A 14,230-nucleotide genomic window follows, 5' to 3' on the forward strand; every position below is an offset into this window, starting at 1 on the left:
TATGGTGCGGGCAAAGTCGACCGGATCTCATCACCGGCCCCGACGTGACTCGACAGATTCCGACGCGAGTCGACATCCCCTGAAGTGAACCGACTGAAGTGAACCGACGAAAGAGTGCTGCCGTGAGTTCGACCGCTGTCCGCCGTACCGCCCTCGCCGCCTCCGCCGCCGCCCTGGCCCTGCTCGCCACCGCCTGCGGCGGGTCGTCCGACGACGACTCCGCGGCCGGTGACGACAAGGCCAAGGCGGAGCAGTCCGCCCCGGCGGAGGGCGCCGGGGCGTCCGCACCGGCGGGCAAGGCGCTGACCGCCGCCGAGCTGGAGAAGGTCGCCCTCGCCCAGGCCGACGTCAAGAACGGCGAGGTCGCCACCGAGCTGTCGGCGGACGACCAGGTGGCCAAGGACCAGATCTCGACGAGCGACAAGGCCTGTCTGCCGCTCGTCTACGTCCAGGGCGCGGTGGCCCAGGGCGAGCCGGCGGCGGACGTGCAGCGCTCCTGGCAGGGACAGACGGAGGCGCCCTCCGAGAGCAAGGGCCCGGACGGCCAGGACATGACCGACATCGACGTGAACAAGATCCTGCTGAACGTCGCCTCGTACGCGGACGGCGGCGCCGAGCAGGCGATGGCGGGTCTGAAGGCGGCCGTCGAGAAGTGCGCGGGCGGCTTCGACACCACCGTGGGCAGCGACAAGATGCGGGTCACCAAGGTGAGCGGGGTGGACCGCCTCAAGGCCGGTGACGAGGGGCTCACCGTCAACCTCGGTGTGGCCACCGGCGGGGACAGCAGCGGGCTCATGAAGCTCGTCGTGGTCCGCAAGGGTGCCACCCTCGCCACCTTCGGCGCCGTCAACCTCTCCTCGATGATGACCGGCGCGGAGTTCGAGGTCCCCGCCGAGGTCGTCGACGCGCAGGTCGCCAAGCTCGGCTGACGGGCCGAAGACGGCGGGCGGCGTTCGTACCCCGGTGGGAATTTCCGATATCGGGCACAGAATGCCCGCTTTGCGGCCGCCGCGCGGTCGATCCTGCTCGTAGGCTGCCGCTTATGTGCGGAATCGTGGGATACGTAGGGCCTCAGTCGGCACTCGATGTCGTGATGGCCGGACTGAAGCGGCTCGAATACCGGGGATACGACTCGGCGGGCGTCGCCGTGCTCGCGGACGGCGGCCTCGCCACCGCCAAGCGGGCCGGCAAGCTCGTCAACCTCGACAAGGAACTGTCCGAACACCCGCTGCCGTCCGCCGCCACCGGCATCGGCCACACCCGCTGGGCCACCCACGGCGGCCCCACCGACGCCAACGCCCACCCGCACCTCGACAACGCGGGCCGGGTGGCCGTGGTCCACAACGGCATCATCGAGAACTTCGCGCCGCTGCGGGCCGAGCTGGCGGAGCGCGGCCACGAACTGCCCTCCGAGACCGACACCGAGGTCGTCGCCCACCTGCTCGCCGAGGAGTACTCGGCCTGCGCCGACCTCGCCGAGGCGATGCGGCTGGTGTGCCGGCGGCTGGAGGGCGCGTTCACGCTGGTCGCGGTGCACGCGGACGCGCCGGACGTGGTGGTGGGCGCGCGCCGCAACTCGCCGCTCGTGGTGGGCGTGGGGGAGGGCGAGTACTTCCTCGCCTCGGACGTCGCGGCCTTCATCGCGCACACCCGGGACGCCGTCGAGCTGGGCCAGGACCAGGTCGTCGAGCTGCGCCGGGACGGCGTGCGGGTCACCGCCTTCGACGGCACCCCGGCGGACGTCCGCTCCTACCACGTCGACTGGGACGCCTCGGCCGCCGAGAAGGCCGGCTACGCCTCCTTCATGCTCAAGGAGATCGCCGAGCAGCCCAAGGCCGTCGCCGACACCCTCCTCGGCCGCATCGACGGCTCCGGCGCACTGAGCCTGGACGAGGTGCGCATCCCGCCGGAGGTGCTCCGGGAGGTTGACAAGGTCGTCGTCATCGCCTGCGGCACGGCGTACCACGCCGGGCTGATCGCCAAGTACGCCATCGAGCACTGGACGCGGATCCCCTGCGAGGTGGAGCTGGCCAGCGAGTTCCGTTACCGCGACCCGATCCTCGACCAGCAGACCCTGGTCGTCGCGATCTCCCAGTCCGGCGAGACCATGGACACCCTGATGGCCCTGCGCCACGCCCGCGAACAGGGCGCCAGGGTCCTCGCGATCTGCAACACCAACGGCTCGACGATCCCCCGCGAGTCCGACGCCGTGCTCTACACCCACGCGGGCCCCGAGGTCGCCGTCGCCTCCACCAAGGCCTTCCTCACCCAGCTCGTGGCCTGCTACCTGGTCGCCCTCTACCTCGGTCAGGTGCGCGGCACGAAGTACGGCGACGAGATCGGCGACGTCGTCCGCGACCTGTCCGGCGTCTCCGGCGCGGTCGAACGGGTCCTGGGGACCATGGACCCGGTGCGCGAACTGGCCCGCTCCCTCGCCCACAAGAACACGGTCCTCTTCCTCGGCCGGCACGTCGGCCACCCCGTCGCCCTCGAAGGCGCCCTCAAGCTCAAGGAGCTGGCGTACATGCACGCCGAGGGCTTCGCGGCGGGCGAGCTGAAGCACGGGCCGATCGCGCTGATCGAGGAGGACCTGCCGGTCGTGGTCGTGGTGCCGTCCCCGCGCGGCCGCTCGATCCTGCACGACAAGATCGTGTCCAACATCCAGGAGATCCGCGCCCGCGGCGCCCGCACCATCGTCATCGCCGAGGAGGGCGACGAGGCGGTCGTCCCCTACGCCGACCACCTCGTCCGGATCCCGGCCACCCCGACGCTGCTGCAACCCCTGGTGGCCACGGTGCCGTTGCAGGTCTTCGCCTGCGAACTGGCCACGGCCCGCGGCAACGAGGTGGACCAGCCGCGGAACCTGGCGAAGTCGGTGACGGTGGAGTAGGTCCGCCCGGCGCGCGCCCCGCGGCGGTTCCTCAGCCGCCGGTGGCGGGCAGCACGGTCACGACCCGGAAGCGTTCCAGGACCACCGGTGTCGCGTCGTCCACCGTGAACTCCGGGTCGTCCAGCGCCGCGCGCATCTCCGCGCCGTGCCAGAACCGCTCGTGGCCCGCCCGCCACTCGGCCACGCTCGTGTCCCCCTCGCCCTCGTCGACCGCGTGGGCGAGGTCCACCTCGGCCAGCGGGACGACGCGCACCTCCGTCACCTCGATGACGGCGACGGGGAGTTCGCGCGAGTCGACGACCACCGCGCGGCGACCGGACTCGGGCAGCGGTTCGCCCTCGTGCTCGTAGTCGGCGACGAGCCCGGTCGTGGAGGTCTTCGAGCCGTCCAGGATCGCCGCGACGAGCCGGTCGCGCAGGGGGCCGGGGAAGCCGAACTCGGCCCAGGGGAGCGACCCCAGGTCGGGGACGGGCGGGGAAGGGGAGGGGATCGGGTCCGGTTCGAGGGCCATGCGATCACCGTACCGGCGAGGCCCACGCCCAAAGTGCCGGTTCAGTCCCCGCGCACATCCCGCCAGGCCCGCGGGATAGCCGCCGCCACGTCGTGCGCCCCCGCCGGGGCCCCCTCCGCCGCGAAGCGGCCCGCCAGACCGTGCAGGTACGCGCCCACGCTCCCCGCGTCCACCGCCGACAGGCCCGCCGCGAGCAGCGACCCCGCCAGGCCGGACAGCACGTCCCCGCTCCCGGCCGTGGCGAGCCACGACGTCCCCGTCGCGTTGACCCGGACGGGACCGCCCTTGGCACTGGCCACCAGCGTCGTCGAGCCCTTCAGCAGCACCGTCGCCCCGTACCGCGTCGCCAGTTCGCGCACCGAGGCCAGCCGGGCCCCCTCGACCTCCTCCCGGCCCACCCCGAGCAGCGCCGCCGCCTCCCCGGCGTGCGGGGTCATCAGCGTCGGCGCCTGGCGCGCCCGTACCGCGTCCGCGTCGGCCAGCCGCAGGCCGTCCGCGTCGATCAGCACCGGTACCTCCGCCGCCAGCACCTGCGCCACCGTCGCCGCGTCGTCACCGGCACCCGGTCCGACCACCCACGCCTGCACCCGCCCGGCCCGCTTCGGCCCCTGGTCGGACACGAGCGTCTCTGGGAAGCGGGCGATCACCGCGTCCCCCGCCGGACCGACGTACCGCACCGCCCCGGCCCCGCCCCGCAGCGCGCCCGCGACGGCGAGTACGGCCGCGCCGGGATAGCGGGCCGACCCGGCCGCGATGCCCACGACCCCGCGCCGGTACTTGTCGCTCTCGCCCGCCGGGACCGGCAGCAGACGGGCCACGTCCGGGTGCTGCAACGCCTCCAGCTCGGCCGCCTCGCCGGGCAGCGGCAGACCGATGTCCACCAGCCGCACCGAACCCGCGTACTCCCGCGCCGGATCGATCAGCAGCCCCGGCTTGTGCGTCCCGAACGTCACCGTCAGGTCGGCCCTGACCACGTCCCCCCGCACCCGGCCCGTGTCCGCGTCCACCCCGCTCGGCAGGTCGACGGCGACGACGGCGGCCCGGGACCGCGCGGCCGCGTCCGCCAGCGGTACGGCCTCCTTCCGCAGCCCGCCCTCGCCGCCGATCCCGACGATGCCGTCGAGGACGAGATCGGCCCGCGCGACCAACTCCTCGGCGGAACCGGACGCCCCGCCTCCGGCAACCCGTCCGCCCGCGCGCCGCAGCGCCGTCAGGCCGCCGCCGTGCGCCCGCTCCGGCGCGAGCAGCACCGCCGTCACGCCCGCGCCCCGCCGGGCCAGCCGCGCGCCCGCGTACAGGGCGTCGCCGCCGTTGTCGCCGCTGCCGACCAGCAGCACCACCCGGCTGCCGTAGACCCGCCCGGCCACCCGGACCAGCACCTGGGCGCAGGCGGCGGCCAGCCCGGCCGCGGCCCGTTGCATCAGCGCCCCCTCCGGCAGCCGTGCCATCAGCTCCCGTTCGGCGTTCCTGACCGTTTCCACGCTGTACGCAGTCCGCATGCCGTCGAGTCTTCCCCGTACGCCGGGAACACGCACGGCCCGCCGCTCGCCGGAATCCGCGATGGGGGACAGTGGTCCCATGAGCGGCGGTGACGACGAGACGGCACAGGTGATGACCTCGCTCGGGGCCCGCCTGCGCGCCATCCGGCAGGCCCGCGGGCTCACGCTGGCCCAGCTCGCCACCGCCACCGGCATCTCCGTGAGCACCCTGTCCCGGCTGGAGTCGGGGCAGCGCGAGCCGGGGCTGCGGCACCTGCTGCCGCTGGCCCGCGCGCACCGGCTGCCCCTGGACGAACTCGTCGGCTCGCGCACCGGCGACCCCCGCGTCCATCCCCGCCCCTTCACCCGGCACGGACAGACGTGGGTCCCGCTCACCCGGAACCCCAACGACGGGCTGCACGCCTACAAGCAGATCCTCCCCGCCCCGGCCACCCCGCGGACCGAGTGGACACCGCGCCCCGAACAGGGGACGCACGAGGGCCACGAGTGGCTCTACGTGCTCTCCGGCCGCCTGCTCCTCGCCCTCGGCGAGCACGACCTCGTCCTGACGGCCGGGGAGACGGCGGAGTTCGACACCCGCGTCCCGCACGGCATCGCCAACGCCGGGGACCAGCCCGTCGAGTGGCTCGCCCTGTACGGCGCGCAGGGCGAGCGCATGCACATCCGGGTCCGGCCGACCCCCGACTGACCCCGAGGGCTGCCCGGGGGGGCTACCCCTCCGCGATCACCACCGCCGACGCGATCCCCGCGTCGTGGCTCAGCGACACGTGCCACGACGCCACGCCCAGCTCCGCCGCCCGCGCCGCCACCGTCCCCGACACGCGCAGCCGCGGCCGCCCGCTGTCCTCGACGTACACCTCGGCGTCCGTCCACAGCAGCCCCGCCGGTGCGCCCAGCGCCTTGGCCAGCGCCTCCTTCGCCGCGAAACGGGCGGCGAGCGAGGCCACACCCCGGCGCTCCCCGCTGGGCAGCAGCAACTCGCTCTCCAGGAACAGCCGCCCCGCCAGGGCCGGTGTGCGCTTGAGCGACGCCCCGAACCGCTCGACCTCGGCCACGTCGATCCCGACCCCGATGATGCTCATGCCGGGAACCATAGCCACAGCTCCTGCCAGGCGGCGTGCGGCCGGGGTGGCCGGGTGCTCTGAGAGACTGGGGGCACGATGAGCGAGACAACTGCTCGGCGGGACGCGGACGCGGTACTGCGCGCCCGGGCCGAGATCGACCTGGCCGCCCTGCGGGCCAACGTACGCGCACTGCGCGAACGGGCCCCCGGGGCGGCTCTCATGGCCGTCGTCAAGGCGGACGCCTACGGCCACGGCGCGCTCCCCTGCGCCCGCGCGGCCGTCGCGGCCGGTGCGACCTGGCTCGGCACCGCCACCCCGCAGGAGGCCCTCGCCCTGCGGGCGGCGGAGCCCGGACTGCCGGACGACGTACGGATCATGTGCTGGCTGTGGACCCCCGGCGGGCCCTGGCGGGAGGCGGTCGAGGCCCGTCTCGACGTGTCCGTCAGCGCCATGTGGGCCATGGCGGAAGTCGTCGACGCGGCACGGGCGGCCGGGGTGCCCGCGCGCGTGCAGCTCAAGGCCGACACCGGGCTCGGCCGGGGCGGCTGCCAGCCCGGCGCGGACTGGGAGGAACTGGTCGGGGCCGCGCTGCGGGCCGAGGAGGAGGGGCTGCTGCGGGTCACCGGGCTCTGGTCCCACTTCGCCTGCGCCGACGAGCCCGGCCACCCCTCCATCGCCGCCCAGCTCACCCGCTTCCGGGAGATGACGGCCTACGCCGAGCGGCAGGGCCTGCGCCCCGAGGTGCGGCACATCGCCAACTCGCCGGCCACCCTCACCCTGCCCGACGCCCACTTCGACCTCGTACGGCCCGGCATCGCGATGTACGGCGTCTCGCCGAGCCCCGAGATCGGCACCCCGGCCGACTTCGGGCTGCGCCCCGTGATGACGCTGGCCGCCTCGCTGGCCCTGGTCAAGCAGGTCCCCGGCGGCCACGGCGTCAGCTACGGGCACCACTACACCACCCCCGGCGAGACCACCCTCGGCCTCGTCCCGCTCGGCTACGCGGACGGCATCCCCCGGCACGCCTCCTCCACCGGCCCCGTCCTGGTCGACGGCAAGTGGCGCACGGTCGCGGGGCGGATCGCGATGGACCAGTTCGTCGTCGACCTGGGCGGGGACCGGCCCGAGCCGGGCGCCGAGGCGGTGCTGTTCGGACCGGGCGACCGCGGCGAGCCGACGGCCGAGGACTGGGCCCAGGCGGCGGGCACCATCGCGTACGAGATCGTCACCCGGATCGGAAGCCGCGTCCCGCGCGTCTACGTCAACGAGTGACGCGCCCGTCGGCGAAGTGACGCGCGCGGGCACGCGCGTTCAGGTGAATCAGCGGCCGGCGGGTGTCCGCACGGCCCGGCGAAGAGGAGCGGTGCACGTGAGCGAGAGCAACGCGGAGGCCGTCGCGGCGGCCGTCGCCTCCGCCACGGAGGCCGCGGGCGAGGCCGCCGCCGGCGGCTGGCGCCGGGCGACCGGCATCGCCGGGGTCGCGATAGGCGTGGTCGCGGCGGGCGCCGCGGCCGGCGTGGCGATAGAACGGCTCACCGTCGGCCGCGGGATGCGCCAGAAGGCCCGCCTCGCCCTCGACTCGACGGGCCCCTACGGCGGACTGCGCGGCACGCCCGGCAAGGCGTACGCCGAGGACGGCACCGAGCTGTACTACGAGGTCGACGACCTCGACCCGGAGGCCGGGGCCGACCCCGCCCCGCGCCGCAGGCGGCTGTTCGGCCGCAAGGCGCCCGCGCCCGTCACCGTCGTCTTCAGCCACGGCTACTGCCTCAACCAGGACTCCTGGCACTTCCAGCGGGCGGCCCTCCGGGGCGTCGTCCGCACCGTCTACTGGGACCAGCGCAGCCACGGCCGGTCCGGGCGGGGCGTGGCCCAGACGCGGGACGACCGGCCGGTCAGCATCGAGGAACTGGGCCGCGACCTCAAGGCCGTCATCGACGCGGCCGCGCCCGAGGGCCCGATCGTGCTGGTCGGCCACTCCATGGGCGGCATGACCGTGATGGCGCTGGCCGACGCCTTTCCCGACCTGGTCCGCGAGCGCGTCGTCGGCGTCGCCCTCGTCGGCACGTCGTCCGGGCGGCTCGGCGAGGTCAACTTCGGGCTGCCGGTGGCCGGGGTCAACGCGGTGCGGCGGGTGCTGCCGGGCGTGCTCAGGGCGCTGGGGCAGCGGGCCGAGCTGGTGGAGCGGGGGCGGCGGGCGACGGCGGACCTGTTCGCCGGGATCATCAAGCGGTACTCGTTCGCGTCCCGGGACGTCGACCCGGCCGTGGCCCGGTTCGCCGAGCGCATGATCGAGTCGACGCCGATCGACGTCGTCGCCGAGTACTACCCGGCCTTCAACGACCACGACAAGACCGAGGCCCTCGCCCTCTTCGCCGGGCTTCCGGTGCTGGTCCTGGCCGGGGTGCGGGACCTGGTGACGCCCAGCGAGCACAGCGAGGCGATCGCCGACCTGCTGCCGGACGCGGAGCTGGTGCTGGTCCCCGACGCGGGGCACCTGGTGATGCTGGAACACCCCGAGCTGGTCACCGACCGCCTCGCCGACCTGCTTGCCCGCGCGGGCGCCGTGCCGGCAGCGACTACCGTGGACGGTTATGGAAGCACCAGCAGCACGGGGCCCGGCTGAGTCGTCCGGACCCCCCGGAGCCTCAGGGCCCGCCCCCGACGTCGAGATCACCGTCACCTCGCCCGAGCAGATGCGGGAACTGGGCCGCAGGCTCGCCAAGCTGCTGCGCGCCGGTGACCTGGTGATGCTCAGCGGGGAGCTGGGCGCGGGCAAGACGACGCTGACCCGCGGTCTCGGCGAGGGGCTCGGCGTGCGGGGCGCCGTGACCTCCCCGACCTTCGTGATCGCCCGCGTGCACCCCTCGCTCGGTGCCGGTCCGCCGCTCGTCCACGTGGACGCCTACCGGCTGTCCGGCGGCCTCGACGAGATGGAGGACCTCGACCTCGACGTGTCCCTGTCCGACTCGGTGATCGTGGTCGAGTGGGGCGAGGGCAAGGTCGAGGAGCTGACCGAGGACCGGCTGCGGCTCCGGATCGACCGGGCCGTCGGCGACACCACGGACGAGGTGCGGCACGTGACGGTGACCGGCCTGGGCGAGCGGTGGGCCACGGCCGACGTGAGCGTCCTCGCCGGCTGAGCCGCCCCGGCGCGCCCCTGCCGCCGGATTTTCCGACAAAGCGTCGGCAAAAGATTGCGTTCCGGGTCTTGCGCGTGGTCACATGGTACTCGGCTCGTAGTTAGGCATGCCTTACTGCGCCCGCCCCCGAGCTTCAGGAGGCGTCCATGTCGTCCGTGTCCCAGGCCCAGCCGCAGGGCCGTCCGAGCCACCAGCCGCCCGCGCCCGCCGGAGTGTCGATGCGTGACCTGCTCGCCTCCTGCGCCGCCGCGACGGCGGTCTCGACGCCGCCCCGCGCCCCCGAACCCGAGACGCGCCGCCCGGTCCGCGGCCGGCAGGGCCACCTCGACGACCGGGGTCACCGCGAGGCCGCCTGACGCCCGGCGGGAGGCGGGAGTCGCAGGCCCGCGGGCCGTCAGGGGACGACGACGACCTGCCGTCCGATCGTCGCGAACTTCCACATCGCCTCGCCGTCCGCGCGCGACTCGCGGATGCCGCCGGTGGGCCGGTCCGGGTCGGGCGCGGCCGTCGAGCCGTCGACCGCCGCGCTGAACCCGATGGCCACGCCCTCGGCGCCGGTGAAGCGCACCACGTGCTCGACCGGAATGCCGTCGGACCCGGTGATCCGGTTGGACCGGGACGTGACCGTGTAGGCGCCCGGTGCCGGATCGACCGTGCTGGGCGTGACCTCGAAGGTGCGCCGCACCTTGTTCCCCGGGCCGACCAGCCACACGCGGTCGTCGTCCACCGAGTACACCACCCGTTCACCCCGTCCGGACACGGCGGGCAGCGCGTCGGGGTGCCGCCGGTCGCGCGGTGCCTTGGCGGCGCCCGGGGCGGGGCTGGTGGTCGCGTGGGTCCGGCCGAGGTCGGCGGGGACGCTGACGGAGGCCTGGTGGGCCAGGACGCCGATGGTCGCGAGGGCCGCCGTGGTGAGGCCGGTGACGATTCCGGCGCTGCTGCTTGCCACTGGCGACCACCTCGTCGTCGTACTCGTGCGTCCTGCGTGGGCGTCCTGCGTGCCGCACCCCGGGCGACGGTAGCAGTACGTGAGCGTGTGACCGCGGTGCGCGACACGGAGTGCCCGGCCCGGACGGGCGAGAGGCCCGGGTTGTCCACAGGGAGTCCGGCGCGGGCGGCGATGCGCCCACAGGGCCTGTCCGGCCATTCCCGTCTGCCCCGCGGCGTCTGGCACGCACGCTCGCCGCGTTGCCGAAACGCCCACGTGGCTCCTCCCCCACTGCCTGAACGGCGTGGGGGGACCCCCATCGAAGGCGCTCCGGCGCCTTGCGATCGCACGCACCGGACGCCGCGGGGCCCGCCCTTCGGGCGGACGACGGGAATGGCCGGACAGGCTCTAGGCTGTTTGCGTGCTCTTGCTCGCTCTGGATACCGCCACGCCCGCCGTGACCGTCGCCCTGCACGACGGTACGGACGTCATCGCCTCGTCGAGCCAGGTCGACGCCCGCCGCCACGGTGAGCTGCTGCTGCCCGCCGTGGACCGGGTGCTCGTCGAGGCGGGCCTGCGGCTCGACGCCGTCACCGCCGTCGTCGCCGGTATCGGCCCCGGCCCGTACACGGGGCTGCGGGTCGGCCTGATGACCGCGGACGCCTTCGGGCTCGCGCTCGGCGTGCCCGTGCACGGCGTGTGCACACTGGACGGACTCGCGTTCGCCGCCGACCTGGAGGGCCCCTTCGTGGTGGCGACCGACGCCCGCCGCAAGGAGGTCTACTGGGCGCGGTACGCCGACTCCCGCACCCGGCTCACCGACCCGGCCGTGGACCGGCCCGCCGACATCGCGGACCAGGTGAGCGGGCTCCCGGCCGTCGGCGCGGGCGCGCTGCTGTACCCGGACACCTTCCCCCGGGCGCACGAGCCGGAGCACGTGTCCGCCGCCGCCCTCGCCCGGCTGGCCGCCGAGAAGCTGGCGGCGGGGGAGGAACTGCCCGCACCCCGGCCGCTGTACCTGCGCCGGCCCGACGCCCAGGTCCCCAAGAACTACAAGGTGGTCACCCCGAAGTGACCGAGCCAGCCACTGCCGAGTCCGCACCCGCCCTGCTGCGCGAGATGCGCTGGTGGGACATCGACCCCGTGCTGCGCATGGAGCGGGAGCTGTTCCCGGAGGACGCCTGGTCGCGGGGGATGTTCTGGTCCGAGCTGGCGCACGCCCGCGGGCCCGGCGCGACCCGGCGCTACCTGGTCGCCGAGGAGGACGGCCACGTCGTCGGCTACGCGGGACTGGTCACCTCCGGCGAGCAGGCCGACGTGCAGACCATCGCCGTCGCCCGCGACCACTGGGGCACCGGCCTCGGCGCCCGGCTGCTGACCGAACTGCTGCGCGCGGCGACCGACTTCGAATGCACCGAGGTGCTGCTCGAGTGCCGGGTGGACAACACCCGCGCCCAGCGGCTCTACGAGCGCTTCGGCTTCGAGCCCATCGGCTTCAGACGCGGCTACTACCAGCCGGGGAACGTGGACGCCCTGGTGATGCGCCTGACCGACCCGTCCACCTCCGTACCGGGAACCGAACGAGGAACCGAGAACCATGGCTGACTCACGCGACGAGCCTCTCGTCCTGGGGATCGAGACCTCCTGCGACGAGACCGGCGTCGGTGTCGTGCGCGGCACCACCCTGCTGGCCGACGCCGTCGCGTCCAGCGTCGACGAGCACGCCCGCTTCGGCGGCGTCGTGCCGGAGGTGGCCAGCCGCGCCCACCTGGAGGCGATGGTGCCGACCATCGACCGCGCCCTCAAGGAGGCGGGGGTGAGCGCACGCGACCTCGACGGCATCGCCGTCACCGCCGGACCCGGCCTGGCGGGCGCCCTGCTGGTCGGCGTCTCGGCGGCGAAGGCGTACGCATACGCGCTCGGCAAGCCCCTGTACGGCGTCAACCACCTCGCCTCGCACATCTGCGTCGACCAGCTCGAACACGGCGCGCTGCCCGAGCCGACGATGGCGCTGCTGGTCTCCGGCGGGCACTCCTCCCTGCTCCTGTCCACGGACATCACCTCGGACGTCCGCCCGCTCGGCGCCACCATCGACGACGCGGCCGGTGAGGCCTTCGACAAGATCGCCCGCGTGCTGAACCTGGGCTTCCCCGGCGGCCCGGTCATCGACCGGTACGCGCGCGAGGGCGACCCGAATGCCATCGCCTTCCCGCGCGGTCTGACCGGCCCGCGCGACGCGGCGTACGACTTCTCCTTCTCCGGCCTGAAGACGGCCGTGGCCCGCTGGATCGAGGCGAAGCGGGCGGCGGGCGAGGAGGTGCCGGTGCGCGACGTGTCGGCGTCCTTCCAGGAGGCGGTCGTGGACGTGCTGACCCGCAAGGCGGTGCGGGCCTGCAAGGACGAGGGCGTCGACCACCTGATGATCGGCGGTGGCGTGGCCGCCAACTCGCGGCTGCGGGCGCTGGCCCAGGAGCGCTGCGAGGCGGCCGGAATCCGGCTGCGGGTGCCGCGCCCCAAGCTGTGCACGGACAACGGCGCGATGGTCGCCGCGCTCGGCGCCGAGATGGTCGCCCGCAACCGCGCCGCCTCCGACTGGGACCTCTCCGCGGACTCCTCCCTGCCGGTGACGGAGCCGCACGTGCCGGGACAGGGCCACCCGCACGGCCACGGTCACCGGCACGACCACGACCACGTGCACGAGGTCGGCAAGGAGAACCTCTACTCGTGACCGTCGCGCTGATGTGGGAGGCGCGGGCCGTGCCCGGCCGGGGCGGGGAGCTGCTGGCCTGGGCGCGGCGGCAGGAGCTGCCCCGGCGGCCACTGCGCCGGGAGACCCTGCGCGCGCCGCAGGACCGTGTCCTCGTCATCACCTGGTGGGACGCCGCGTACGACGCCGCACTCCCGGAGCTGCCCGAACCGGACGGGAAGCTGGTGACACGGGCGGTGCACCGCTGGCGGTTCGAGTCGGTCGAACCGGTTGAACCGGTCGAACCGGCCCGGAGCGACGACGGCCTGGTCGAATGATTCGGTGCTGACGTCGAATGTTCCGATGGGTCTCGGTTCGTCGGCCCCTTCGTCAAGCGGCCTGATGGGGTTACGATCGCCGCCATGACATCCCCGCAGCCCGCTGAAACCCGGACGCAAAAGCGGTCCGCCCAGACCGCGACCCTCGCCGAGATCGCGCGTGAGGCCGGTGTGTCGGCGCCGACTGTTTCGAAGGTGCTCAACGGCCGCGCCGACGTCGCCCCCTCGACCCGGGCCCGCGTCGAGGAGCTGCTGCGCGTCCACGGTTACCGGCGCAGGCGGGCCGAGTCCACCCGCTCGCCCCTGATCGACCTGGTCTTCCACGAGCTGGAGAGCGCCTGGGCGATGGAGGTCATCCGCGGCGTGGAGAACGTGGCCAGGGACGCCGGACTCAGCGTCGTGCTCTCCGAGAGCGCGGGCCGCCTCACGCCCGGCCGGACCTGGGCCGACCAGGTCGCCGCCCGCCGCCCGCACGGCGTGATCCTGGTCCTGTCCGGCCTCGACGAGTCCCAGCGCGCCCTGCTCACCAGCCGCTCCATCCCGTTCGTGGTGATGGACCCGGCCGGCGACCCGGGCGCCGACGTGCCGTCCATCGGCGCCACCAACTGGCAGGGCGGCCTCGCCGCCACCCGGCACCTGGTCGACCTCGGCCACACCCGCATCGGCGCCATCAGCGGACCCACCCGCATGATGTGCAGCCGCGCCCGCGTCGACGGCTACCGGGCCGCCCTGGAGACGGCCGGGCTGCCGGTCGACCCCGGCCTGATCGTGACCGGCGACTTCCACCACGAGGCCGGCTACCGGCAGGGTCTCGAACTGCTGCGCCGCCCGGACCGCCCGACCGCCGTCTTCGCCGGCAACGACCTCCAGGCGCTCGGCCTGTACGAGGCGGCGCGTGAGCTGGGGCTGCGCATCCCGCACGACCTGAGCGTGGTCGGGTTCGACGACCTGCCGGTGGCCCGCTGGGTGGGGCCGCCGCTGACGACCGTACGGCAGCCGCTGATGGAGATGGCCGAGGCGGCGGCCCGGCTGGTCCTGGACCTCGGGCGGGACGACGGCTCCTCGACGGCGACCCGCGTGGAGCTGGCCACCAGCCTGGAGGTGCGCAGCAGCACGGCGCCGCCCCGGGAGGGCCAGGCCGCGGCGGGATGAGCGGATAAGCCCTCAGTCT

At 74.4% G+C, this 14,230-nt stretch carries 16 protein-coding genes; 12 read left to right on the forward strand and 4 right to left on the reverse strand.

The window, feature by feature from the left end; translation table 11 throughout:
• The first annotated feature begins 122 nt into the window (after positions 1–122).
• A complete protein-coding gene (locus ACZ7MF_RS02880) occupies positions 123–929 on the forward strand; it encodes a hypothetical protein (protein ID WP_471474108.1) in 807 nt (268 codons plus the stop codon).
• A gap of 113 nt (positions 930–1,042) precedes the next feature.
• Complete coding sequence (glmS, locus tag ACZ7MF_RS02885) at positions 1,043–2,890, forward strand: glutamine--fructose-6-phosphate transaminase (isomerizing) (protein WP_471474109.1); 1,848 nt, start codon at positions 1,043–1,045, stop codon at positions 2,888–2,890.
• Between the two features lie 31 nt (positions 2,891–2,921).
• Here the strand turns inward: glmS and ACZ7MF_RS02890 are convergent, their stop codons facing one another.
• Together ACZ7MF_RS02890 and ACZ7MF_RS02895 are read right to left on the reverse strand one after the other, a co-directional pair.
• On the reverse strand, positions 2,922–3,401 hold the full coding sequence (locus tag ACZ7MF_RS02890; RefSeq protein WP_471474110.1) for an ASCH domain-containing protein: 480 nt from the start codon (positions 3,399–3,401) through the stop codon (positions 2,922–2,924).
• Positions 3,402–3,442: 41 nt separating this feature from the next.
• Complete coding sequence (locus ACZ7MF_RS02895) at positions 3,443–4,900, reverse strand: NAD(P)H-hydrate dehydratase (protein WP_471474112.1); 1,458 nt, start codon at positions 4,898–4,900, stop codon at positions 3,443–3,445.
• Positions 4,901–4,979: 79 nt separating this feature from the next.
• Here ACZ7MF_RS02895 and ACZ7MF_RS02900 point away from each other — a divergent pair, with 79 nt between their 5' ends.
• A complete protein-coding gene (locus ACZ7MF_RS02900) occupies positions 4,980–5,588 on the forward strand; it encodes a helix-turn-helix domain-containing protein (RefSeq protein WP_471474113.1) in 609 nt (202 codons plus the stop codon).
• A gap of 22 nt (positions 5,589–5,610) precedes the next feature.
• On the opposite strand, the gene ACZ7MF_RS02905 is transcribed toward ACZ7MF_RS02900, so the two are convergent.
• Entirely contained in the window at positions 5,611–5,982 is a 372-nt protein-coding gene (locus ACZ7MF_RS02905; protein WP_471474114.1) for a holo-ACP synthase, read from the reverse strand.
• Positions 5,983–6,060: 78 nt separating this feature from the next.
• Here ACZ7MF_RS02905 and alr point away from each other — a divergent pair, with 78 nt between their 5' ends.
• From alr to ACZ7MF_RS02925, 4 genes are all read left to right on the forward strand, one after another.
• Positions 6,061–7,236, forward strand: coding sequence for an alanine racemase (alr, locus tag ACZ7MF_RS02910; RefSeq protein WP_471474116.1), 1,176 nt, complete (start codon positions 6,061–6,063; stop codon positions 7,234–7,236).
• Positions 7,237–7,333: 97 nt separating this feature from the next.
• Entirely contained in the window at positions 7,334–8,590 is a 1,257-nt protein-coding gene (locus tag ACZ7MF_RS02915) for an alpha/beta fold hydrolase (RefSeq protein WP_471474117.1), read from the forward strand.
• Complete coding sequence (gene tsaE, locus ACZ7MF_RS02920) at positions 8,559–9,107, forward strand: tRNA (adenosine(37)-N6)-threonylcarbamoyltransferase complex ATPase subunit type 1 TsaE (RefSeq protein ID WP_471474118.1); 549 nt, start codon at positions 8,559–8,561, stop codon at positions 9,105–9,107. The genes ACZ7MF_RS02915 and tsaE overlap by 32 nt, the downstream gene beginning before the upstream one ends.
• A 146-nt stretch (positions 9,108–9,253) precedes the next feature.
• Positions 9,254–9,463 carry a hypothetical protein gene (locus ACZ7MF_RS02925; protein ID WP_471474119.1) on the forward strand — a complete coding sequence of 70 codons (210 nt, stop codon included), beginning with the start codon at positions 9,254–9,256 and terminating at the stop codon, positions 9,461–9,463.
• 38 nt (positions 9,464–9,501) lie between these two features.
• Here ACZ7MF_RS02925 and ACZ7MF_RS02930 read toward each other — a convergent pair whose 3' ends face one another.
• A complete protein-coding gene (locus ACZ7MF_RS02930; protein WP_471474121.1) occupies positions 9,502–10,056 on the reverse strand; it encodes a hypothetical protein in 555 nt (184 codons plus the stop codon).
• A 400-nt stretch (positions 10,057–10,456) separates the two neighbouring features.
• Here ACZ7MF_RS02930 and tsaB point away from each other — a divergent pair, with 400 nt between their 5' ends.
• From tsaB to ACZ7MF_RS02955, 5 genes are all read left to right on the forward strand, one after another.
• A complete protein-coding gene (gene tsaB / locus ACZ7MF_RS02935; protein WP_471474122.1) occupies positions 10,457–11,110 on the forward strand; it encodes a tRNA (adenosine(37)-N6)-threonylcarbamoyltransferase complex dimerization subunit type 1 TsaB in 654 nt (217 codons plus the stop codon).
• On the forward strand, positions 11,107–11,640 hold the full coding sequence (gene rimI / locus ACZ7MF_RS02940; RefSeq protein WP_471474124.1) for a ribosomal protein S18-alanine N-acetyltransferase: 534 nt from the start codon (positions 11,107–11,109) through the stop codon (positions 11,638–11,640). The genes tsaB and rimI overlap by 4 nt, the downstream gene beginning before the upstream one ends.
• Positions 11,633–12,763, forward strand: a complete 1,131-nt coding sequence (gene tsaD / locus ACZ7MF_RS02945; RefSeq protein WP_471474125.1) for a tRNA (adenosine(37)-N6)-threonylcarbamoyltransferase complex transferase subunit TsaD — start codon at positions 11,633–11,635, stop codon at positions 12,761–12,763. The genes rimI and tsaD overlap by 8 nt, the downstream gene beginning before the upstream one ends.
• Positions 12,760–13,059: a hypothetical protein gene (locus ACZ7MF_RS02950; protein WP_471474126.1), complete on the forward strand. Its 300-nt coding sequence runs from the start codon at positions 12,760–12,762 to the stop codon at positions 13,057–13,059. The genes tsaD and ACZ7MF_RS02950 overlap by 4 nt, the downstream gene beginning before the upstream one ends.
• A gap of 84 nt (positions 13,060–13,143) precedes the next feature.
• Positions 13,144–14,211, forward strand: coding sequence for a LacI family DNA-binding transcriptional regulator (locus ACZ7MF_RS02955; RefSeq protein ID WP_356855143.1), 1,068 nt, complete (start codon positions 13,144–13,146; stop codon positions 14,209–14,211).
• Positions 14,212–14,230: the final 19 nt, after the last annotated feature.

The sequence above is a fragment of the Streptomyces sp. NPDC111628 genome, from assembly GCF_055635195.1.

Excerpts from the sequence above, each read along its gene's own strand:
- glmS (WP_471474109.1), top strand. The coding sequence starts at position 1,043 with ATGTGCGGAATCGTGGGATACGTAGGGCCTCAGTCGGCACTCGATGTC.
- ACZ7MF_RS02890 (WP_471474110.1), bottom strand. The coding sequence starts at position 3,401 with ATGGCCCTCGAACCGGACCCGATCCCCTCCCCTTCCCCGCCCGTCCCC.
- ACZ7MF_RS02895 (WP_471474112.1), bottom strand. The coding sequence starts at position 4,900 with ATGCGGACTGCGTACAGCGTGGAAACGGTCAGGAACGCCGAACGGGAG.
- ACZ7MF_RS02900 (WP_471474113.1), top strand. The coding sequence starts at position 4,980 with ATGAGCGGCGGTGACGACGAGACGGCACAGGTGATGACCTCGCTCGGG.
- ACZ7MF_RS02905 (WP_471474114.1), bottom strand. The coding sequence starts at position 5,982 with ATGAGCATCATCGGGGTCGGGATCGACGTGGCCGAGGTCGAGCGGTTC.
- alr (WP_471474116.1), top strand. The coding sequence starts at position 6,061 with ATGAGCGAGACAACTGCTCGGCGGGACGCGGACGCGGTACTGCGCGCC.
- tsaE (WP_471474118.1), top strand. The coding sequence starts at position 8,559 with ATGGAAGCACCAGCAGCACGGGGCCCGGCTGAGTCGTCCGGACCCCCC.
- ACZ7MF_RS02925 (WP_471474119.1), top strand. The coding sequence starts at position 9,254 with ATGTCGTCCGTGTCCCAGGCCCAGCCGCAGGGCCGTCCGAGCCACCAG.
- tsaD (WP_471474125.1), top strand. The coding sequence starts at position 11,633 with ATGGCTGACTCACGCGACGAGCCTCTCGTCCTGGGGATCGAGACCTCC.
- ACZ7MF_RS02955 (WP_356855143.1), top strand. The coding sequence starts at position 13,144 with ATGACATCCCCGCAGCCCGCTGAAACCCGGACGCAAAAGCGGTCCGCC.